Source organism: Burkholderia sp. L-4, assembly GCF_056856535.1.
Window position 1 is genome coordinate 1,497,596 of record NZ_JBXEOX010000001.1, and the last position, 20,585, is coordinate 1,518,180.

Annotated in this window: 21 protein-coding genes; 14 read left to right on the plus strand and 7 right to left on the minus strand. The window is 70.0% G+C overall.

The window, feature by feature from the left end:
• Nucleotides 1–10: 10 nt before the first annotated feature.
• On the minus strand, nt 11–901 hold the full coding sequence (locus tag AC1VVG_RS07025; protein WP_367189503.1) for a LysR family transcriptional regulator: 891 nt from the start codon (nt 899–901) through the stop codon (nt 11–13).
• 112 nt (nt 902–1,013) lie between these two features.
• Between AC1VVG_RS07025 and AC1VVG_RS07030 the strand changes: the two genes are divergently transcribed.
• Nucleotides 1,014–1,439 (plus strand): VOC family protein, encoded by a 426-nt coding sequence (locus AC1VVG_RS07030; protein WP_034186716.1) that lies wholly within the window; start codon nt 1,014–1,016, stop codon nt 1,437–1,439.
• A gap of 130 nt (nt 1,440–1,569) precedes the next feature.
• Entirely contained in the window at nt 1,570–2,154 is a 585-nt protein-coding gene (locus AC1VVG_RS07035) for a flavin reductase family protein (RefSeq protein ID WP_482835419.1), read from the plus strand.
• Between the two features lie 39 nt (nt 2,155–2,193).
• Here the strand turns inward: AC1VVG_RS07035 and AC1VVG_RS07040 are convergent, their stop codons facing one another.
• Entirely contained in the window at nt 2,194–3,090 is an 897-nt protein-coding gene (locus AC1VVG_RS07040) for a LysR family transcriptional regulator (RefSeq protein ID WP_482835420.1), read from the minus strand.
• A 97-nt stretch (nt 3,091–3,187) separates the two neighbouring features.
• Between AC1VVG_RS07040 and AC1VVG_RS07045 the strand changes: the two genes are divergently transcribed.
• Genes AC1VVG_RS07045 through AC1VVG_RS07055 form a run of 3 tightly spaced genes read left to right on the plus strand, consistent with a single transcriptional unit; the run spans nt 3,188 to nt 6,195 of the window.
• A complete protein-coding gene (locus AC1VVG_RS07045; protein ID WP_034186719.1) occupies nt 3,188–4,486 on the plus strand; it encodes a CitMHS family transporter in 1,299 nt (432 codons plus the stop codon).
• Between the two features lie 39 nt (nt 4,487–4,525).
• Entirely contained in the window at nt 4,526–5,884 is a 1,359-nt protein-coding gene (locus AC1VVG_RS07050) for an acyclic terpene utilization AtuA family protein (RefSeq protein ID WP_200087329.1), read from the plus strand.
• Nucleotides 5,884–6,195, plus strand: a complete 312-nt coding sequence (locus AC1VVG_RS07055) for an AtuA-related protein (RefSeq protein WP_034186770.1) — start codon at nt 5,884–5,886, stop codon at nt 6,193–6,195. Before AC1VVG_RS07050 ends, AC1VVG_RS07055 begins: the two co-directional genes overlap by 1 nt.
• Before the next feature lie 37 nt (nt 6,196–6,232).
• On the opposite strand, the gene AC1VVG_RS07060 is transcribed toward AC1VVG_RS07055, so the two are convergent.
• Together AC1VVG_RS07060 and AC1VVG_RS07065 are read right to left on the minus strand one after the other, a co-directional pair.
• Nucleotides 6,233–7,054, minus strand: a complete 822-nt coding sequence (locus AC1VVG_RS07060) for a carbon-nitrogen hydrolase family protein (protein ID WP_059557021.1) — start codon at nt 7,052–7,054, stop codon at nt 6,233–6,235.
• 184 nt (nt 7,055–7,238) lie between these two features.
• Entirely contained in the window at nt 7,239–8,042 is an 804-nt protein-coding gene (locus AC1VVG_RS07065) for a helix-turn-helix transcriptional regulator (protein ID WP_069706088.1), read from the minus strand.
• Between the two features lie 105 nt (nt 8,043–8,147).
• On the opposite strand from AC1VVG_RS07065, the gene AC1VVG_RS07070 reads away from it, so the two are divergent.
• The 5 genes from AC1VVG_RS07070 (at nt 8,148) to AC1VVG_RS07090 (ending at nt 14,154) form a co-directional block, all read left to right on the plus strand.
• The gene (locus AC1VVG_RS07070) at nt 8,148–8,933 is read left to right on the plus strand and encodes a hypothetical protein (RefSeq protein WP_482835421.1); all 786 of its coding nucleotides are present in this window, start codon (nt 8,148–8,150) and stop codon (nt 8,931–8,933) included.
• 43 nt (nt 8,934–8,976) lie between these two features.
• Nucleotides 8,977–9,783, plus strand: a complete 807-nt coding sequence (locus tag AC1VVG_RS07075) for a topoisomerase IV (RefSeq protein ID WP_482835422.1) — start codon at nt 8,977–8,979, stop codon at nt 9,781–9,783.
• A 156-nt stretch (nt 9,784–9,939) separates the two neighbouring features.
• Nucleotides 9,940–12,255: a hypothetical protein gene (locus AC1VVG_RS07080; protein WP_473376963.1), complete on the plus strand. Its 2,316-nt coding sequence runs from the start codon at nt 9,940–9,942 to the stop codon at nt 12,253–12,255.
• A complete protein-coding gene (locus tag AC1VVG_RS07085) occupies nt 12,252–13,466 on the plus strand; it encodes a hypothetical protein (protein ID WP_482835423.1) in 1,215 nt (404 codons plus the stop codon). Before AC1VVG_RS07080 ends, AC1VVG_RS07085 begins: the two co-directional genes overlap by 4 nt.
• A gap of 13 nt (nt 13,467–13,479) precedes the next feature.
• Nucleotides 13,480–14,154, plus strand: coding sequence for a DUF1266 domain-containing protein (locus AC1VVG_RS07090; RefSeq protein ID WP_034186723.1), 675 nt, complete (start codon nt 13,480–13,482; stop codon nt 14,152–14,154).
• Nucleotides 14,155–14,238: 84 nt separating this feature from the next.
• Here the strand turns inward: AC1VVG_RS07090 and AC1VVG_RS07095 are convergent, their stop codons facing one another.
• The 3 genes from AC1VVG_RS07095 to AC1VVG_RS07105 form a co-directional block, all read right to left on the minus strand.
• Nucleotides 14,239–15,168, minus strand: coding sequence for a phosphatidate cytidylyltransferase (locus tag AC1VVG_RS07095; RefSeq protein ID WP_034186724.1), 930 nt, complete (start codon nt 15,166–15,168; stop codon nt 14,239–14,241).
• Between the two features lie 38 nt (nt 15,169–15,206).
• Nucleotides 15,207–15,839, minus strand: a complete 633-nt coding sequence (locus AC1VVG_RS07100; protein WP_482835424.1) for a lysophospholipid acyltransferase family protein — start codon at nt 15,837–15,839, stop codon at nt 15,207–15,209.
• 102 nt (nt 15,840–15,941) lie between these two features.
• The gene (locus tag AC1VVG_RS07105; RefSeq protein WP_154233710.1) at nt 15,942–16,172 is read right to left on the minus strand and encodes a hypothetical protein; all 231 of its coding nucleotides are present in this window, start codon (nt 16,170–16,172) and stop codon (nt 15,942–15,944) included.
• Between the two features lie 123 nt (nt 16,173–16,295).
• On the opposite strand from AC1VVG_RS07105, the gene AC1VVG_RS07110 reads away from it, so the two are divergent.
• The 4 genes from AC1VVG_RS07110 to AC1VVG_RS07125 are packed head-to-tail and all read left to right on the plus strand — an operon-like array spanning nt 16,296 to nt 20,579.
• Nucleotides 16,296–16,901: a CDP-alcohol phosphatidyltransferase family protein gene (locus AC1VVG_RS07110; protein WP_034186725.1), complete on the plus strand. Its 606-nt coding sequence runs from the start codon at nt 16,296–16,298 to the stop codon at nt 16,899–16,901.
• A gap of 59 nt (nt 16,902–16,960) precedes the next feature.
• A complete protein-coding gene (locus tag AC1VVG_RS07115; protein WP_034186726.1) occupies nt 16,961–18,730 on the plus strand; it encodes a bifunctional alpha/beta hydrolase/class I SAM-dependent methyltransferase in 1,770 nt (589 codons plus the stop codon).
• The gene (locus AC1VVG_RS07120; RefSeq protein ID WP_482835425.1) at nt 18,727–20,127 is read left to right on the plus strand and encodes a dual specificity protein phosphatase family protein; all 1,401 of its coding nucleotides are present in this window, start codon (nt 18,727–18,729) and stop codon (nt 20,125–20,127) included. Before AC1VVG_RS07115 ends, AC1VVG_RS07120 begins: the two co-directional genes overlap by 4 nt.
• Nucleotides 20,127–20,579 (plus strand): hypothetical protein, encoded by a 453-nt coding sequence (locus AC1VVG_RS07125; RefSeq protein WP_482835426.1) that lies wholly within the window; start codon nt 20,127–20,129, stop codon nt 20,577–20,579. The genes AC1VVG_RS07120 and AC1VVG_RS07125 overlap by 1 nt, the downstream gene beginning before the upstream one ends.
• Nucleotides 20,580–20,585: the final 6 nt, after the last annotated feature.

A 20,585-nucleotide genomic window follows, 5' to 3' on the forward strand; every position in this document is an offset into this window, starting at 1 on the left:
CACGCGCCGGTCAGGCAGGCCGCGGCGGCGTACTGATCCGCGACGCGGCTTGGATCAGTTGCGCCAGCTGCTGCGCCGGTTCCGACATCGTGCGCCGGGCGCGGTGCACGAGCCCGATGTCGCGGTGGAACGTGTGCGGCCCGAGGTCGATCGCGCGCACGCCGGCCGGCCAGCGGCGATACACGGCCGTCTGCGGCACGATCGCGATGCCGACACCGTTTTCGACCAGCTTGACGATCGCATCGAGCTCGTCGAGTTCGCAGGTGTCACGCACCGCGATGTGCATCTTGCGCAGGAAGCGATCGACCTGACGGCCGCCGAACGACGCGCGGTCGTAGCGCACGAACGGCTCGCTCGCGAGCAGGCCGGCCCAGTCCTTGCCCTTCACGCCGCGCGGCACGATCAGCCGGAACGGTTCCTGCGCGAGGGTCGTCCAGTGCAGGTCGCTCTGCAGCGAAAACGGCGGGCGGATGATGGCGGCCATGTCGATCTCGCCCGCATCGACCCGGTTCACCAGCTCGATCGACAGCCCCGGGATCACGCGTGTCCGGCATGCGGGATGCCGGCGATGGAAATCGGCCAGCGCGGCCGGCAGCAGCGCGCTCTGCACCGATGCGATCGCGCCGATCGTCACGCGCACGGCGGCCGGTGAGCCGGGCGCCGTCGAGCTCAGGTTGTCGTACAGGCCGAGCAGCGCCTGCGCCTGGTCGAGCACGTGATGGCCCATCTCGTTGAGCCGCGCCGACCGGCGTTGCCGGTCGAACAGCGCGAAGCCGAGCTCGGCCTCGAGCCGCTGCATCTGCGCACTGACGGCTGCCTGCGTGAGCCCGATGCGGTTGCCGGCGGCGGCGAACGTGCCTTCCCGGGCGACGGCGACGAGGGTTTTCAGCTCGCGGATCATTCATCAATTCCGTTTGTGAATCGCGAAAGTATATATTGATTTAATTTTTGCTCGACCTTGTCTACCATGGTGCCGTCCTCGCGCCACGCGAGCGTTTCCCCACGAGGCAACCATGAGTCTTTCCCCGTTTCACCTGGCGATTCCGGTCTACGACCTGTCGGCCGCACGCGATTTCTATGGCCGCGTGTTCGGGCTGGCGGAAGGGCGTTCGAGCGCGCAGTGGGTCGATTTCGACTTTTACGGGCACCAGCTCGTGATTCACGAGCATCCGAAGACCGCGTCGCAGGACGGCGCGCATACGAATCCGGTCGACGGTCACGACGTGCCGGTGCCGCATTTCGGGATCGTGCTCGACTGGCCGAGCTGGGAGGCGCTGGCCGAGCGCTTGCGCGCGTTCGGCGTGACCTTCGTGATCGAGCCGTACGTGCGGTTCCAGGGGCAGGTCGGCGAACAGGCGACGATGTTCCTGCTCGATCCGTGCGGCAATGCGCTCGAATTCAAGGCGTTCCGCGATATCGGCCAGCTGTTCGCGAAGTGACCGGCGGCGCCGTCAGCGCCGATTGAATTTGGGTGCGAGAATGCGGCCTCCGGCACGCGCGCGCAGGTGCGCAGGCCGATGCCGCGCCGCACGGCATCCGTCCGTGCGCGCCGTTCTCCAAGGAACCCGTATGGACAGTCACATCGCTCCGGTGGCGCTGAAGAACGCCTACCGTCTCCTTAACCACGGCCCGACCGTGCTCGTGTCGGCCCGCCACGACGGTGTCGACAACGTGATGGCCGCCGCGTGGGCATGCGCGCTGGACTTCCTGCCGCCGAAGCTGACGGTCGTGCTCGACAAGTCCGCGAAGACACGCGAGCTCGTCGAGCGCAGCGGCACGTTCGTGATCCAGGTGCCGACGGCCGCGCAACTGCGGCTCACGCATGCGGTCGGCAGCCACAGTCTCGCGGAGCGGCCGGCCAAGCTGCGCGAAGCGGGCGTCGAGCTGTTCGATGTCGACGGGCATGACCTGCCGTTCGTCGCCGGCTGTTCGGGCTGGCTCGCGTGCAAGCTGATTCCCGAGCCGCACAACCAGCAGACCTACGACCTGTTCATCGGCGAAGTCGTCGGTGCGTGGTCCGACACGCGCGTGTTCCGCGACGGTCACTGGCATTTCGAATCGGCCGATCCCGCGCTGCGCAGCCTGCACTACATCGCGGGCGGCAATTTCTATGCGATCGGCGAATCGCTGCACGTCGATCCGGACGCGCAGTAAGCGCCAGCCGACCGGCCAGGGCCGACCGGAGCGCGCGATTCACGCGCGCCTTTTCAATTCCGCCAGCATCGCTTCGGCGAACGCCTGCGCGACGCGCGGCAGCGTGCGCCCGCGCTTCGTGACGAGCGCGATCGGCCGCACGAATGCCGGGTCGTCGATCGGTTTCGCGACCAGCTCGGGCTCGGCGCGCACCTCGCGCGCGGTCGCGGGCAGGATCGTCACGCCGAGGCCGCCGCGCACCATCGCGACGGCCGTCATCATGTAGGTCGGCTCGCACGCGATGTCGGGCGTGCAGCCGGCCGCCTCCAGCGCGGCATCGACGACGCTGCGCACGCTCGTCCCTTGCGCGGTCAGCACCAGCGGCACGCCCGCGACGTCGGCGGTGGCGACGCGCCGCTTGCGCGCGAGCGGATGATCCTTCGGGCACACGGCGACGAGCCGGTCGGCGCCCGCGTACAGCACCTCCAGCGACGCGTCGAACGTGTCGCCGCCCGTCAAGCCGAGATCGGCTTCCTCGTTGCGCACGAGCGCGGTGACCAGGCTCGCGACGCCGTCACGGATCTCGAAGCCCGCCCGCGGCACGTCGTGCCGGAACGCCTGGATCAGCTCCGGCAGCATGCTGGACGCAAAGGTCGGCAGGCAGGCGAGCCGTACCGTGCCGCTCGTGCCTTCGCCGAGCGCGCGCGCATCGCGCAGCACGCGCTCCATGTCGTCGAGCGAGCGCTGCAGCAGCGGCAGCAGTTCGCGTCCGGTCTGCGTCAGCGCGACGCTGCGGCTGTTGCGGTCGAACAGGCGCGCGCCGACGATCTCCTCGAGCCGGCGGATCTGCACGGTCAGCGCCGGCTGCGACAGGTGCAGCCGCGCGGCCGCGCGCGTGAAGTTGCCGGCGTGCGCGACGGTGACGAACGCGCGAATGTCGCGAAGATTCAGATCCATAACGGTTCGTGATTGCTGCGATCAAATCATTTCAATTGTGCTATCGCTGCGCCGACCTTACGCTCGTCTCCAACAAAAGACAAGGTAGGAGACACGGATGCTGCCGTTACTCGGGCTTGGCACGATCGTCGTGCTGCTGGCCGCGATTCTGTCGAAGCGGATGTCGCCGCTCGTCGCGCTGATCCTCGTGCCGATCGCCGCGTCGCTGATCGGCGGCTTCGGGCTGCACACCAGCAAGTTCGTCGTCGACGGGCTGAAGGGCCTCGCGCCCGTCGTCGGGATGTTCGTGTTCGCGATCCTCTATTTCGGGACGATCACCGACGCCGGCACGCTCGACCCGATCATCGACCGGATCCTGCGCGCGGTCGGCACGCGGCCGACCCGCATCGTGATGGGCACGACGCTGCTCGCGCTGCTGATCCACCTCGACGGCTCGGGCGCCGTCTGCTTCCTCGTGACGATTCCGGCCGTGCTGCCGCTGTACGACCGGCTGAAGATGGACCGGCGCGTCCTGGCCGCCGCCGTGTCGATGGCCGCGGGCATCAACTTCCTGCCGTGGACGGGACCGATGATCCGCGCGTCGGCGTCGCTGCACCTGCCGGTGTCGGCGCTGTTCAATCCGCTGATCCCGGTGCAGGCGATCGGGCTCGTGTTCGTGTTCGGCGTCGCGTACTGGCTCGGGCGGCGCGAGGAGAAGCGGCTCGGCCTGTCGCGCGACGACCCGTCGATCCCGCTGCCGAAGCGCGAGCTGACGCCCGACGAGCAGGCGTTGCGCCGGCCGCACCTGTTCTGGTTCAACCTCGTGCTGACGCTCGTCGTGCTCGGCACGATGGTCGTGATGGGCGAGAAGATCCCGCCCGCGATCATGTTCATGGTCGGGCTGTGCATCGCGCTGATGGTGAATTACCCGGACGTCGACATGCAGCGCAAGCGCATCGATGCGCATGCGCGCGCCGCGCTGATGATGGCCGGCATCCTGCTCGCGGCCGGCGTGTTCACCGGGATCATGCAGGGCAGCGGGATGCTGAAGGCGATGGCGCAGGCGGCGGTCGGGTTCGTGCCGCCGTCGATGGCCGGTCACATTCCGGTCGTGCTCGGCCTCGCATCGATGCCGCTCAGCATGCTGTTCGACCCCGATTCGTTCTACTTCGGCGTGCTGCCGGTGATCGCGGAAGTGGCCGGCCAGTTGGGCGTGCCGGCCGTCCAGGTCGGACAGGCCGCGCTGCTCGGCCAGATGACGACGGGGTTCCCGGTCAGTCCGCTGACGCCCGCGACGTTCCTCGTCGTCGGCCTGTGCGGCATCGAGCTGGCCGAGCACCAGAAGTTCACGTTTCCGCTGCTGTTCGGCGCCTCGATCGTGATGACGATCGCATGCGTCGTGCTGGGCATCTTTTGATTTTCGCCGGCGGCGCGCCCGCCGGGACACGGTACCGACATGACAGCAAAGCAACCTGAACGGCGCGTGCGCATCGGCGCGGGCGCCGGCTACTCGGGCGACCGGATCGAGCCCGCGGTCGAACTCGCCGAACACGGGCAACTCGACTATCTCGTCTTCGAATGCCTGGCCGAGCGTACGATCGCGATCGCGCAGCAGGCACGACGCCAGGATCCGGCGCTCGGCTACGATCCGCTGCTCGACGCGCGGATGCATGCGGTGCTGCCGGTCGCCGCGGCGAAACACGTGCGCATCGTGTCGAACATGGGCGCCGCGAACCCGCGCGCGGCGGCGCGGCGCACCGCGCGGATCGCGCGGTCGCTCGGCATCGCGGGGCTGAAGGTCGCGGCGGTCGAAGGCGACGACGTGCGCGATGTCGTGCTGCGCGGGGCGTTCCGCTTCGAGGAATCGGGCGACGAAGTCGCCGCGTATCGCGACCGCATCGTGTCCGCGAATGCGTATCTCGGCGCCGCGCCGATCGTCGACGCGCTCGCGGCCGGCGCGGACGTCGTGCTGACCGGGCGCGTCGCCGATCCGTCGCTGTTCGCCGCGCCGCTGATCCACGCGTTCGGCTGGCGAATGGACGACTGGGACACGCTCGGGCAGGCGACCGTCGTCGGCCATCTGCTCGAATGCGCGGGGCAGGTGACGGGCGGCTATTTCGCGGATCCCGGCTACAAGGACGTGCCGAACCTCGCGCGGCTCGGCTTCCCGATCGGCGAAGTCGCGGCCGACGGCTCGGTCACGATCACGAAGGTGCCGCATGCGGGCGGCCGCGTGAGCGCGGCGACCTGCAAGGAACAGCTGCTTTACGAGATTCACGATCCGGCGCGCTATCTGCAGCCCGATGTCGTCGCCGATTTCACGCGGGTCGCCGTTGCCGAGGAGGCGATCGACCGCGTGCGCGTGACGGGCGGGCGCGGCGCCGCGCGGCCCGATACGCTGAAGGTGTCGGTCGCTTATGTCGACGGGTACATCGGCGAAGGCCAGATCTCGTACGGCGGCCCGGGCGCACGTGAGCGCGCACGCCTCGCGCTCGACATCGTCCGCGAGCGGCTGGCGCTGACCGGCGTCGCGGCCACCGAGTTGCGCTTCGACCTGATCGGCGTCGATGCGCTGTATGGCGACGCCACGCCGGCCGCTCATGGCGAGCCGGCCGAGGTGCGCGTGCGGGTGGCCGGCCGCGCGGCGAGCGCCGCCGAGGCCGCGCGGATCGGCAACGAGGTCGAGACGCTTTATACGAACGGGCCGGCCGGCGGCGGCGGTGCGTTCAAGTCGACGCGCGAGGTGATCGCCGTGCAGTCGGTGCTGCTGCCGCGTGCGGCCGTGACGCCGTCGTTTTCATTCGTGGAGGCATGATGCAACTGCGTGAACTCGCGCATGCGCGCACCGGCGACAAGGGCAATACGCTGAACGTATCGGTCATCTGCCGCGATCCGCGTCATTACGACCATCTGCGCGCGCATCTGGATGCGCAAGCGGTGAAGGCGTGGCTCGCGGGCATCGTGCGCGGCGACGTCGTGCGCTACGAGTTGCCGTCGCTCGGGGCGTTCAATTTCGTGCTGCGCGATGCGCTCGGCGGCGGCGTGACGCGTTCGCTCGCGCTCGACGCGCACGGCAAGTCGGTCAGTTCGGCGCTGCTGGCGATCGAGGTGCCCGACCCGGCGTGACGTGCGGCGTCGCCGCCGGGGGGCGAGTGGCGGCCCGTCACGGAATCAGCAGTTCGCGACGTCCGTCCGGGTGCGCGATGCGCTCGCCGGCGATGTGCAGGCGCTGATCGTTGCGATAGTCGTAGACCGCGCGCGAGGCGGCGAGCTGGTCGAAATCGAGCACGATCGCATGACGCGATTCGGTGTTGCCGGCTTCGAAGATCACGTTGCCGAACGGATCGACCGCGAGGCTGCCGCCGGCGAACACGATGTCGTGCGCGCTGCCGCCCACGCGGTTCGCGACCGCCGCGAACACCTGGTTCTCCATCGCGCGTGCCGACACCGACGTGCGGTGGACGTTGCGGTACGGCTCCATGTTGCCGTCGGTCACGAGGATCAGCTGCGCGCCGAGTGCGGCGAGCGCGCGGCCGGATTCGGGGAATTCGCTGTCGTAGCAGATCAGCAGGCCGATCCGCACGCCGCGCCATTCGACCGTCGCATAGCGGTCGCCGGGCAGCACGACGCCACGCTCGCTTACCCACAGATGCGTCTTGCGATAGCGCAGCGCGATCCCGTCCGGCGTGACGAACACGGTCGTGTTGTAGAAGCGGCCGCCGTCGTTCTCGATCAACCCGACCACGACCGCGACGTCGCGTGCACGCGCGGCCGCGATCACCGCGCCGACGCTCGGCCCGTCGAGCGGCTCGGCGACTGCCGCGAGATTCGACGGATCGAGAAAGCCGGTGAGTTGCGCTTCGGGAAACATCACGATGTCGGTGCCGGGCGCGCAGGCCGCGATCGCTTCGAGCGTGCGCTGCAGGTTGTAGTGCGTGTCGCCGTCGCGGCCGGCGAGCTGGACGATGTCGAGCTTCAGTTTCATGGGCGGGTTCGGGGGGCGTTTGGAACGAAGTTCTAGTATGCGCCGAACCACGCGGTTGCCCATCCCGCCGACGCGTTAACCCGTCGGGGGTATTGATTTCGCGGCTGACGTGCCGGAAGCGACGGCGAACAGGTCCTGTCAAGGTGGCGCGACACGGCGGCGACATCGCGCCGCCCACCGGTCGTCACGTATCGGTCTGGGCCTTCAGGAACAGCGAAAACAGTTCAGACTGCGAATTGATCGCGAGCTTGGCGTAGATGTTGCGCCGGTGCACCTTGACCGTTTCCGCCGAGATGTCCAGCTTGTTCGCGACTTCCTTGTTCGAGCGGCCGCTCAGGATCAGCCGGATCACGTCGAGCTCGCGCGCGGTGAGCGGCGTGCCGAGTCGCGCCATCGCGTGCTCGAATCCGCTCCCGGCACCCGCGCGGGCGTGGGGCCGGTGCGACGGAGCCGGTTCGACATGGCTATGCTCGTACGCGAGGCGCTGGCGCATCAGCGCGGCGACCCACGGCCGGACGAGGTCGAGCAGCGCCACCTGTTCGGGACTGAAACGCCGCTTGCTGCCGAGCGACAGGCACAGCGTGCGCGCATCGTCGAGCACGACGTTGAACTGCACTTCGTCCTCGACGACGTTGTGCGTGAAATAACGCGTGTAGTACTCGGTAGCGCGAAAGCACTCCGGCGCGACGTCGGACAGCCGGAACAGCCCGCTCGTCGGCGCGTCGCGGTTCGCGATGTAGAACGGGTCCAGCAGGTACAGCCCCTGCACGTAGTCGCGGAACAGAGGATCGGGGCCATCGCCTTCGTACGCGCATTCGGCGAACACCTGCGGGCGGCCGTCGCCGAACATCAGCGCGACCCAACTGTCGACCGCGACGTATTCCTCGATCAGCCGGATCAGCGCGAGCCAGAAACCCGGCTGGTCGAGCGTCTCGATGAGCCGCCCGACCGAGCGGTGCCAGGCGACGTCCTGCAAGCTCAGGTTCATGCGTATGTCCGTGTCGGGCCGGCCGATGCGCGCTGGCGGTGCCGCGCCGTGCGTGTACGCTACGGGCTCGCGGGTGCTTCCCGCCCGCATCGAACGGATCATGGAATGAAGAACGAGATCGTAACGCCGGCCGGCGCGAATGGCGAGGCCGGGCGCGGCCGCCGGTTCGCGGCGCTCGCCGTGCACGTCGCGCTGGCGAGTGTCGGGGCGGCCGCCGCGCATGCGGCTCACGCGGCATCGTCCGCGTCGTGCGACGCACAGCTTACGCAACTGATCGTGCCGGCACTGCGGCAGACCGCATTCGACCGGCAGGCGATCCACGCCGAGCCCGCGGCGCTGACCGGTCAGCCGGACGGCGTGCTGGGCGTCCGGTTGTTCGTCACCCCCGACCGTCCGGGCACGCCGAACCGCGACGCGACGATCGGCTGGGTCACGCTCGACACGCATGCGCTGCGTGCGCTCGACGTGACACGCGATCCCGATCAGCCGGACGTGCTGAAGATCGACCGGCACGCGCTGTCGCGCTACGTATCGACGTGCGTCGCGCCACTGGCCGCCTCCGCGCGTACCGATGCGGCCCCGCACGGCGCCGTCGATTGCGACGCGCTGAACCGCCTCGCGCAGGCGCGGGGCGACCGCGTGCCGGGCAGCGACGCCGGGCGCGTCGTGACGGGCAAAGGGCGGCTGCCGTTCTTTGTCGCGCCGGACGACGCGTGCCGGATCGACGGCCTGTTCATCGTCGAGCACGATCACGTCGACGCGCGGACCGAATACGGCCGGTTCACGGCGGTCACGTACCTGAATCCGCGCACGCACGGCATGGCCGACGGCTGGGTGCCGAGCGCGCGATTGCGACCGGACGGCACCGGCATCGCGCCGCGGCAACCCTGATGGCCCGTCCGAATCGACCTTGTCCTCCGAATCGCCCATCTCCATGAACGTCCAGAACCAGAAAACACGCGTGAAGCCATTCGCGGTCACGCTCGCCGTGCTGTTCGTACTCGCCGCGGCGGCGCCCGTTCACGCGGCCGAGCCGGTCCCTCCCGCGCGTCAGCTGCAAAAGTTCATCCGCGTCACGTACGGCACGTGGCGCGCCGATCGCAAGGGCTGGCAGCCGGATGCGGGCGACTTTATCTATTCGCCGTGCGGCGCGCTGCGCGTCGCGACGGCCGACGGCCCGCGCACGCTGCTCGCGATGTGCGGCGAGACCGAGGCGGCCGTCCAGAACGGGGTGCCGGGCATGGATTCGGACGGCACGCCGGGCACGATCGACCTGTACGTGCTGAAGCCGAGCCAGGACGGCGGCACGCTCGAGCCCGTCGTGAAGAAGACGGATATCGCGTCGGGCAAGCGCGGCGAGCCCGGCACCGTCCGCATCGAGCGGCTCGGCCCGCACCTGTTCGGTTTCGTGATCGGCGACGGCGTCACGCTGCAGGGCTATACGCAGGCGAGCCGGTCGATCTGGCTGCCGCTCGGCAACGCGATCGTCGAGGCCGCGCCGCGCATCAACGAAGCGATGGACAACGGCGGGTCGCTCGATTGCGATCATGCGAAGTCGCATTGCGAGCGCCGCACGTTCGCGATCGTGGCGGATACGACCGGCGCGGGCGACGTTTATCCGCTGACGGTCACGGAGACGGGCGAGCGCGGCGGCAGGGACGTCCATGCGCGCTACACGGTGAGGTTCGACGCGGCGCGCGGGCGCTACGTGGTGCCGAAGGCGCTGCGGGAGGGGTACTGAGCGGGGCGCGTGCCGGCAGGTGTCGTCGGCTTGATTCGCGCGTCGGTCCTGATAAGCTATCGCGATTCCGAGATGGAGAAGTCGATGACTCCCAGCGCCGATACAACAACGACGACAACAACGATGCCCGTCACGGGCCAACAACTCGACACCCTGATGAATCGGCTCGAGGCCGATCTCGAGGAGAGCGATTCGAGCCGTGAAACCGATCTCGCGGCGAGGTTGCGCGCGCAGCCGTTGCGTGCCGATACGCTCGACGCGGTCGCACGTCTGCACACGCTGTGGATGCACGCGGGCGATCCGGCCGCCGCACGCGCGGTGATCGACGTCGACGGCGCGCTCGTCCACGAGGCCGCCCCGCCCGACGCGCGGCCCGATATCCGCATGCAGCTCGCGCTGTACCGATTGCAGGTCGGTCATCACCTGCGCGAGCACGATTCGGTCGCGCAGGCGATCGGCGAGATGCACGAGGTGGTGCGCACGTCGCCGACGCTCGACGCCGAGCGTTATGTGCGATTGCGCATGCTGGATACGCTGGAGCGCGACGGCGCGGCGCATTCGCTCGATGCGATCGAACTGCGGCATGCGCTGAACGGCGCGATTGCCGGGCGGGCCCGGTTCCGCGCGTGGGACGAAGCCGACCGGCAATGCCGGCGCGCGTGGGCGTTGCAGCGTCTCGACCGTGCCGCCGACGCGCGCGCGGCCGCCGAAGCCGCCGTGGCGGCGCTCGGCTCGGCCGCCGCCGATCAGGACATCGACGCGTACGACTGGCTGCGCATCGGCCACGCGATCATCGAGATCGCGCCGCTGCAGCTGGATACGATCCGGCAAGCCGTCGAAGCGCGCGTGGCGGACTGGGCGTTGCCGCCGCGTCGGGAGGTGGAGGTCAGGGTCGCACGGCTCGCCGCGCGTGCGGCGCGCGCGCAGGGCGATCTCGACGGGGCGCTCGCGCAGTGTGCATTCGCGAGACACAGCCTCGAGTCGGACGGCGGCGACGATTTCGTCGAATATGAATTGCCGTGGCTGATCGAAGCCGGTCGATTCGACGAAGCCGGCCGCCGTGCATTCTTCCATGTGTACCAGATCGAAGGCAGCATGCTCGACACGGTCGGGCACATCGTTCACGCGCGGCTGGCCGACCCGTCCGACACGTCGGTCTGGTGGCCGCTGTGCGTGATGCGCGCGGCCGGCTTCGGGCCGACGCTCGAGCGGCTGATCGAACTGGGCCAGCAGTGGCGCGACCCGCTGGCGTCGGGCTCGCCGGTGCATGCGGCGCTCTTCGCCGCGCTCGGCTCGCTCGATGGCGACGCGCGGCGTCATGCGATCGCCGACGCCGCGCGCGAGCTTGCCGCGCAGCGCGCGCCAGGCCATCCGTGGATCGCGCGGCTCGCGGCGGCCTACGACGGCGAAAACGGCCGGATCGACGCGACGACGCAGGCGGCGCGACTGCTCGCCGCCGCGCAGGAAGGCGACCTGCACGACAATCGCACGGCATTCGTGCTGTTCGGCGCGCGGATCCGCGCGCTCGGCGTCGCGGCCGCGCTGAAGCTGCCGCCGCCATCGCTGCCGAGCGGCCTGTGGAGCTATGCGTTCGCGGTGTCGATCGAGGACGAGGTCGACGACGCGCTCGAAGCGCTGCCGGCGGCGCAGCGCGATGACGTGCGCGCCGATCTGGCACGCCTGCAGACCGCGGTGTACGAGCAGGGGCGGGCGTGCATGGAGCGCTTCTTCGAGACGGGCAACGGGCACCCGTACGATGCGTGCGCGCATCTGTATTCGATGCTGTGCAACAACCTCGCGATTCTCTATCGCGGGGTCGAACGGTACGACGACTCGCTGCAGCTGCATCGCAACGGCATCGCGGCGAGCCCGTTCGCCGAGCATTACGACGGCATACGCTACGTGCTCACGTGTCAGGGCAAGGACGACGAGATGCTCGAAGCGGCCGAGCAGCTGTGGCACTACGCCGCCGAAAACGGATACAGCCGGCACGGGCCGAACGGGTACCTGCGCGACGTCGTGCGTGCGCTGTCGCGCGTCGAGCGATCCAACGAAATGCCGATCTGGCTCGAACGTCTCGTCGGCTGGCAGCGCGATAACGACCAGGTCGACGGGAACCTGCCCGCCGAGGCGTTGAGCGCGCGCTTCATCTTCGCGACCTACATGACGGCGTCGCATCCGGACCAGGCGGCCGCGTTGTACGACGCCGCACGCGCGCAGGCGATCGCGTCGAGCGACCTGAGCGTCCAGCTCGACGCCGGCAACGCGGCGTATCAGCTGCGTCGCGATGCCGACGTCAAGCGCTTCTACGAACACGTGCTGGCTGCCAACCCGCACGCGGCCGAACCGCTCGACCTGAACGTCGAGCTGATCGAGCAGCGGATCCGCGAGGCGAGCGGGCTGGCGCCGGCAGCGGACGCGGACCCCGTGCCCGCCGCGTCGAACAAGCGCTGGTGGAAGTTCTGGCAATGACGGCCGCGCTTCGGCGAGCCGGTTATGCGCCGCGCAATGCGCTGAACGCGGACGCATTGAAAGCCGCGATCGCGGCGCGCAGCACCGCGCGCGGCGACGCGCACGCCGTGCGCGCGTGGCTGCTTAACCATTTTTACCGGCATGTCGTCGCGAATTTCGAACCGGTGCGTACGATCGCATCGCTCGACGATGCGCGGCACGCGCTGGGGCGCGTCGCGCCACCCGAGTGGGTGGCCCGCCGTTTCGGTCCCGCCGCGAAGATGGCGGGCGCATCGCGCGCCGATGCGCCGGCCCCCGTCGTATGGGTCGATCCGGCGGATCCGGCGCTGCTCGCGCTGGAAGCGACGCTCGTCGAGTTTCTCGAGTCGCGCAAGGGCACCGGGCTCGAGGGCAAGCTCGACCGGATCAACTGTCCGCAGGCGCTCGCGTTGTGGGAGCACGAGCATGCGCGGATGGTCGCGCGCGTCGCACGCGGCTGGCGCGAGAGCCGGCCCGAGGCGCTGCGCACGTGGTGCGACACGCCCAACGGACGTTTCGTCGAATTGTTGCCCGACAGCGGGCTGCTGCGCGAGGAAATGGCGTTCGAGAGTTACGTGATGCGTCACTGCCTCGGCCAGTTCGCGGATCGGCGCGCCTTGACGGGCGGCTACGGCGAACGCTACGCGCGGGCGATCGAGGCACGCACGCTGCGGCTCCTGAGCTTTCGCGACCCGAACGGCCAGCCGCACATCACGATCAGCGTCGCGATACGCGCGGACGGCGGCCTGGACGTCGATCAGGTGAAGGGCAAGCAGAACCGGCCGCCGATCGAGCGCTACGTCGGCGACCTGCTGACGTGCCTGAATGCGCTCGGCACGACCGATCGCACGCCGGACGACTGCATTGCGATCGGCGTCGTGCGCACGGCGTCCGGCTGGTGCCGGATCGAGGATGTGACCGAGGCCGCGGCGCAAGCGCGACTCGTCGCACGTCATCCGCAACTGTTCGCGCGGCTCGCCGCGCCGACGCCTGCCGTCGAGTGGCTGGTGGCGGCACGGCAGCCCGAGCTGTTGTCGCAGCGGCCGCCGCGCGCGGCTTCGGTGCGTTATGCGGTGCGCGCGACGGCGCCGCAGTCGCAGCCGCCGGCGGTCGATGCCGCGGCCGGGTTCGCGACCGAGGGCGTGTCGTGGCCCGGGTACGACGGGCGCGGCGCTCAACGGCCGGGCAGTTGAAGGCGCCGCGACCATGACACTGAAGCTGATCGTCGCGCTGTTCATCCTGTGGCGCATCGTCCGCTACCTGCGCCGGCGCGGCCGCGCGCGTGCGTCGGTGCTGTCCGCGCGCAAGCACTGGGCGCTGCTGCTTGCGCATCCGTACGTGGAGGCGACGGAGTTCTCCCGTTTCAGCGATGCCGATGCGAGCCGCGTGGGCGACGACACGCGCCGGTTCCTGCGCGCGCAGATGCTCCACCAGATGGAGTTGCGTACCGACGCGACGGACGACGACGCGCGCGCGCATCTGGCGAGGGTGCTGGAAACGCAGTGGTTCCGGGCCGATCTCCACGCGCTGCACGCCGACGACGAACCGCGCGCCGCGCTCGCGTTCGCCTGCGCGCGGATGGCCTTCTTTGCGCGCGCCGCGATGCTGATGGGCTGGGCCGAGCCGGACGTCGCGTGGCGCGTGCTGCTGCTCAATGCACAGCGTGCGCAGGATTGCTTCGACGGCTGGGAGGATTTCGGCCGCGCGTACGTGGCGGGCCGCAAGCAGTGGGTCACGGCGTTTCGTGCCGATCCGCTCGGTCGCGCGGTCGACGAGGCGGCCGTGCAGCGATGGCTCGCGCCGGCCGACGGCGCGTGGGGGCGGGCGGCCTGGCCGGGCCTCGCGACGTTCGATCCGGAGCCGGTCGCCCGACCGCGTTGATGCCGTCGCCGGCCGGTTTGCGTCGATGCATTCGTGCGGCGGCGCCGGCATGTGTGATGTGTGATGCGCCGGCGCGGCCGCGCGTCACACGTACAGATAGCGCACGAGGTGGAAGAACACCGGCGCGGCGAAGCAGATCGAGTCGACGCGATCGAGCATCCCGCCGTGGCCGGCGATCATCGAGCCCCAGTCCTTCGTGCCGAGCGAGCGCTTGACGGCCGACAGCACGAGCCCGCCGACGAAACCCGCGATCACGATCGCGAGCGAGATCCCGAATGCCGCGCCGAAGCTGAACGGCGTCACGCGATACAGCGACGCGCCGCACAGCGTGGCCAGCAGCCCGCCGCCGACGAAGCCTTCGACCGTCTTCGACGGCGACAGCTGCGGCGCGATCTTGCGGCGCCCGAACAGCTTGCCGACGACGTATTGCAGCACGTCGCTGATCTGCACGACGAACAGGAAGAAGAACAGCAGCAGCGCGTTCTGCCCCGCGTAGCGCGGAATGTCGAGGATCAGCACGGCCGGCGCATGGCTCAGCCCGTACACGCACACCATCAGCGCCCAGTTGATCTTCGCGTTGCGGCTGAGGAATTCGCGCGTGTCCTGCGTGAGTGCCGAGACGAGCGACATCGCGAAGAACAGGTGGACGGGCACGAAGATCGAATACATCCCGTACCAGTTGATGCCGAGCAGCAGGTACTGCACGGGGATCGCGATGAAGAACGCGATGAAGAGCGTCGTATGGTCGCTCGCCGTGGTCGGCGTGAGCGTGATGAACTCGCGCAGCGTCAGGTACGACAGCAGCGCGAACACGAGATACGTGACGTTGTTGCCGAGGCCGATCGCGACGGCCATGATCGCGATCATCGCCCACCATGCGCGGATGCGCTGGTTCAGGTTGGCGATGGTCGCGTTCTGCCCGCCGCTGCGCGCGCCGAGGATCGCGCCGATCACGGTCGCGACGACGAGCACGCCCGTCACGCCCGCGACCAGTTCCCAGAAGAGGGTTCGCATGGTTGATATCCGGAAAAGGGGAGAAGAGGGCGCCGCGTTCAGCCGGCCGGTCGTTGCGGCGGCGCGAGCGCGATGACCGCGTCGCGCATGCGGGCGAGGAACGTCGGCTTGTCTTCCTGGGCGTCGAGCGCGTCGTTCGCACCGAAATGCACCTTGCAGATCAGCGGCACGGGCCAGATCGCGCCCTTCGGCATGATGCGCTGCAGGTTCTCGAGGTAGACGGGCGCGAGCGCGACGTTCGGGAACTCGGTCGCGAGATGGAACAGCCCGCTCTTGAACGGCTGCGGCAGCACGTCGGCGCCGCGCGTGCCTTCGGGGAAGATGATGATCGAGTTGCCCTGCTGCAGCGCGTCGCGCACGGGGTCGAGCGGGTCGCCGCCCGATTCGCGGTGGCGGTCGATCAGCACGACGTTCAGCAGTTTCCGCGCGATGTGCCGCTTCAGGTCGCTGCTGTCCCAGTAGTCGCGCGCGGCGACCGGCCGCACGACCGCGCGCACGTCGCGCGGCAGCGCGGCGAGAATCGCGAGCGTGTCGATGTGGCTCGTGTGATTCGAGAAATAGATCTTCTGCGTCGGGGACGGCGGCGCCTGATGCCAGACCGGATACGCGCCGGCGACGAGCCGCACGATGGACAGCAGGAAATCGCGCTGCCAGACGTTGAGAATGTTCATCGGCGCGACGCCTCCTGCCTGCATGCGCGGCCCGCTGCGCACGCGCGGCGGGCGGAACCCCGGAATGCCGGCGCGGCAGGATGCGCGCCGGACGGCTCTTGTTTAAATTTTTTCAAATTCGTGGCTGCCTGTCGCAGGTCCGCGATAATCGGACGATTCGCCGTCGCACGCTGTTGCGTCGCGGCGAATGCGCCGGTCGGCGGCGTGATAATCGGCTGTTGCACGAGTGCCCGTCTGCAGTTCGAATGGATCGCGCCGCGATCGGGCCAGCGGATTATCGCGAGTTTCGCCGAAAAACGCCAGATTGGCGCCGCGCGGGCGGGCCGGGCGCATGCTTGACGCATCGGGGCCGCTCGGCGACGATTAGGGCCGTCCCATGAAGGCCGACCAAGGCCGTTACGCCGCCCGGGGCATGGCGGCGGGAAACGTATCCGATAGCGCCGCGCAAATAAAACGATGAGCCTCTACGCACTCAAACCCAAATTCCAGAACCGTCTGCGTCCGTTCGCGGATTCGCTTGCCGCGCGCGGGGTCACGGCCAACCAGGTCACGCTGTTCGCGGCCGGCGGCTCGATCGTCGTCGGCGCGCTTGCCGGGCTCGGCGTGTTCGCCCGCGCGCTGTTCCTGCTGATTCCGCTTTGGCTGTTCGCGCGCATGGCGCTCAACGCGATCGACGGCATGCTCGCGCGCGAGCACGGTCAGAAGAGCACGCTCGGCGCGTACCTGAACGAGCTGGGCGACATCGTGTCCGACGTCGCGCTCGTGCTGCCGTTCCTCGCCATTCCCGCGTTCGCTCCGGCGGACGTCTGGCTGTTCGCGCTGACGGCGGTGATCGTCGAGTGCGCGGGGCTGATCGGCCCGCTCGTCGGCGCGACGCGCCGCTACGACGGCCCGTTCGGCAAGAGCGACCGCGCGCTGGCCCTCGGCGCGTTCGCGCTGTGGATCGGCCTCGGGTTCCCGGTCGGCGGCGTCGCCGCCTGGCTGTGGCGGCTGCTGATCGTGCTGTCGATCGTGACGGCGGTGCGGCGCGTACGGGCCGGGATCGCCGAAGCGGGCGGCTGACGGGCCGGGCGCCGGAGGGCGGCGCCACACCATTCGAATAACGAAACGAGAGAAAGCGCATGAGCACACGCACGGCACGTGAGGCCGGCTTCATCACGCACGACGGCGAAACGCTGTTCTACCGCCACTGGCCCGCGACGGGCCCGCATTGCCGCGGCGCCGTCGTGCTGCTGCATCGCGGCCACGAACATTCGGCGCGCGTCGCGCACCTCGTCGACGAGCTCGACCTGCCCGATTTCGCGTTCTTCGCGTGGGACGCGCGCGGCCACGGCCGCTCGCCCGGCGCGCGCGGCTACAGCCCGAGCGCGGCCGCGTCGGTGCGCGACCTGCAGACCTTCGTCGAGCATATCCGCGACGCGCACGGCATCGCGATCGAGGACATGGCCGTGGTCGGACAGAGCGTCGGCGCGGTGCTCGCGGCCACGTGGGTGCACGACTACGCGCCGCCGATCCGCGCGCTCGTCGTCGCGTCGCCGGCGTTCCACATCAAGCTCTACGTGCCGTTCGCGCGGCCGGGGCTGCGGCTGATGCACAAGCTGCGCGGGCTGTTCTACGTGAACAGCTACGTGAAACCGAAATTCCTCACGCACGATCCCGAGCGGATCGCGAGCTACGCGTCCGATCCGCTGATCACGCGGCCGATCGCGGTCAACATGCTGCTCGACCTGCACGATACCGCGCGGCGGATCGTCGCCGACGCCGCCGCGATCACCGTGCCGACGCAACTGCTGATCTCGGGCGCCGACTGGGTCGTGCATCGCGGCCCGCAGGACCGCTTCTTCGAACGGCTCGGGTCGGCGCGCAAGGAGCGCATCGTGCTGCCGGGTTTCTATCACGACACGCTCGGTGAACGCGACCGCGCACAGGCGCTCGCGCCGCTGCGTGCGTTCGTGCTGCGCGAGTTCGACGCGCCGAGCCCGCGCGTGTCGCTCGCCGACGCCGATCGGCGCGGCGCGTTCCACGACGAATACGCGGCGCTTGGCCGGCCGCCCGCGAACGTGTTCGCGCGGGCGTACTGGGCGCTGACGCGCGCCGGGCTGAAAGCCGGCGGCGCGCTGTCGGACGGCATCGCGCTCGGGCTGCGGCTCGGCTTCGATTCGGGCTCGACGCTCGACTACGTGTACCGCAACCGTGCGCAGGGGCGGCTCGGCGTCGGCGCGCTGATCGACCGCACGTACCTCGATTCGCCGGGCTGGGTCGGCATCCGTCAGCGCAAGGTGCATCTGCAGGAACTGATCGGCGCGGCGATCGGCCGCCTGCGCGGCCACGGCACGCCGGTGCGGATCGTCGACATCGCGGCCGGCCACGGGCGCTACGTGCTCGACGCGATCGCGTCGGCCGCCGAGCGCGACGGCGCGGCGCCGGACGACATCACGCTGCGCGACTACAGCCCGCCGAACGTCGAGGCCGGACGCGTCCTGATCGCGCAGCGCGGCCTCGAGCCGATCGCGCGCTTCGAGCGCGGCGACGCGTTCGACGAGACGTCGCTCGCGACGCTCGAGCCGCGCCCCACGCTCGCGATCGTGTCGGGCCTGTACGAACTGTTCGGCGAGAACGCGCTGATCGAGCGCTCGCTGCGCGGGCTCGCGCGGGCCGTGCCGCCGGGCGGCTATCTCGTCTATACGGGGCAGCCGTGGCATCCGCAGCTGGAATTCATCGCGCGGGCGCTGAACAATCACCGCGGCGAGGCGACCTGGGTGATGCGCCGCCGCTCGCAGGCCGAGATGGACGAGCTCGTCGCGCGCGCGGGCTTCCGCAAGCTCGACCAGCGGATCGACGAGATGGGTATCTTCACGGTCAGCCTCGCGCAGCGGGTCGACGCGCCATGAGCGCGCTCGGCGGCGGCGCGGGCGGCCTCGCCGAGCCGGCGGCCGGCGCGCGCGACGCATCGTTCGCGCTGCGCTTGGGCTGGCTCGCGGCGATGGGCGCCGTGTTCTTCTCGACGTACGGCTTCGCGAACTGGCTCGCCGCGCGCCGCGCGGCGGTGCCGACGTTCGCGTTCGGCTGGGAGCACGCGATCCCGTTCGTGCCGTGGACGATCGTGCCGTACTGGTCGATCGACCTGCTGTATGCGGTGTCGTTCTTCTTCTGGACGCGCCGTGCCGATCTGCTCGATCACGTGAAGCGGCTGCTGACCGTGCAGCTGGTGTCGGTGGCCTGTTTCATCGCGTGGCCGCTGCGCTTCGGGTTCGAGCGGCCCGACGCGGGCGGCGTGGCCGGCGCGCTGTTCACGCTGCTGATGGGCTTCGACAAGCCGTTCAACCAGGCGCCGTCGCTGCATATCGGGCTGCTCGTCGTGCTGTGGGCCGTTTATGCGCGGCACCTGCGCGGTACGGTCGCGCGCGCCGTGCTGCATCTGTGGTTCGCGTCGATCGGCGTGTCGGTGCTGACGACCTACCAGCATCACGCGATCGACGTGCCGACCGGTGCGGCCGTCGGCTGTCTCGCGCTGTTCCTGTTTCCGTTGCGCGATGCGACGGGCCGGCTGCCGGGCGCCGATGCGTCGCCGAGCGCGGCCGGCCGCGCGCTCGCACGGCGCTATGCGATCGGCGCGGCACTGCTGGCGTGGACGGCCCTGTGGTGCGTGCCGCGCGCGCCGGGCTGGGCGCTGGCGGCCGGGTGGGTCGCACTGGCGCTCGCGTGTGTCGCGTGGGCGTACCGGCGCGGCGCGCCCGGCGTTTTCCAGAAGGATGCGGATGGACGTCTCCCGGTCTTCATCCGCGCGCTGCTCGCGCCGACGATCGCCGGCGCGTTCGTCAATTCGCGGCTGTGGACGTGGCGCCGGCCGGCGCCCGTGCGGATCGACGAACGCGTGTCGATCGGCCGTACGCCGACGACGCGCGACGTGCGCCGCCATGGTTTCACCGCGCTGGTCGACTTGACCGCCGAGATGCCGCGCTGGGCGGCGGACGAAACGTCGCTCGCGTATGCATCCGTGCCGCAGCTCGATCTCCTCGCGCCGACGGCGGCGCAGCTTGCGCAGGCCGTCGCGGCGCTCGAACGCCTGCACGGGGAAGGGCGTGACGTGCTGGTCTGCTGCGCGCTCGGTTATGGACGCAGCGTGCTGTGCGCGGCCGCGTGGCTCGCCGCGTGGCGCGGGCTGGGAGACGCGCGCCACGCGCTGGCCGCGGTGCGCGCGGTGCGGCCGCACGCGGTGTGGTCGGACGAAGGCGTGGCCGTGCTGCAGCAGTGGATCGATCGCCGTCGCGGCACGGGGCGCGTGTGATGCGCGATCCGTCCGCTCCGTTCAGGATTGCCGCCGCGCGCGGCGCGCTCGATGCGGGCGCATGGGCGATCGCGGCCGCGCTGGCCGCGGCCGGCGCGGGCTGGTGGGTCGCGGCGGGCTGGATGCCGGCGACGCTCGCTCGCGTGTTGCTGGCCGTTGTCAGCACGGGGTCGGGGATGGTGGCGCTGTGGTACACGGTGCGCATCGAGATCGACCGCCGGCTGTTCGCGGCGCTCGCGCGGGCGGCAGCGGGCGACGGGCCCGTCGACGACGCGCTCGCGGCGCTCGACCGCGCGCTCGCCGATCTCGGCTGGATCGACGCGGCCAAGGCCGGCCGTACGCTCGATGCACGCGTGCGCGGCGCGGTCGGGCTGTGCCGGGCCGGTGTGCTCGTGGCGATCGTGCAGTGGCTGGCGGTCGGGATCGCGATCGCGGTGTCGCGGATCGGTTAGCGCCGC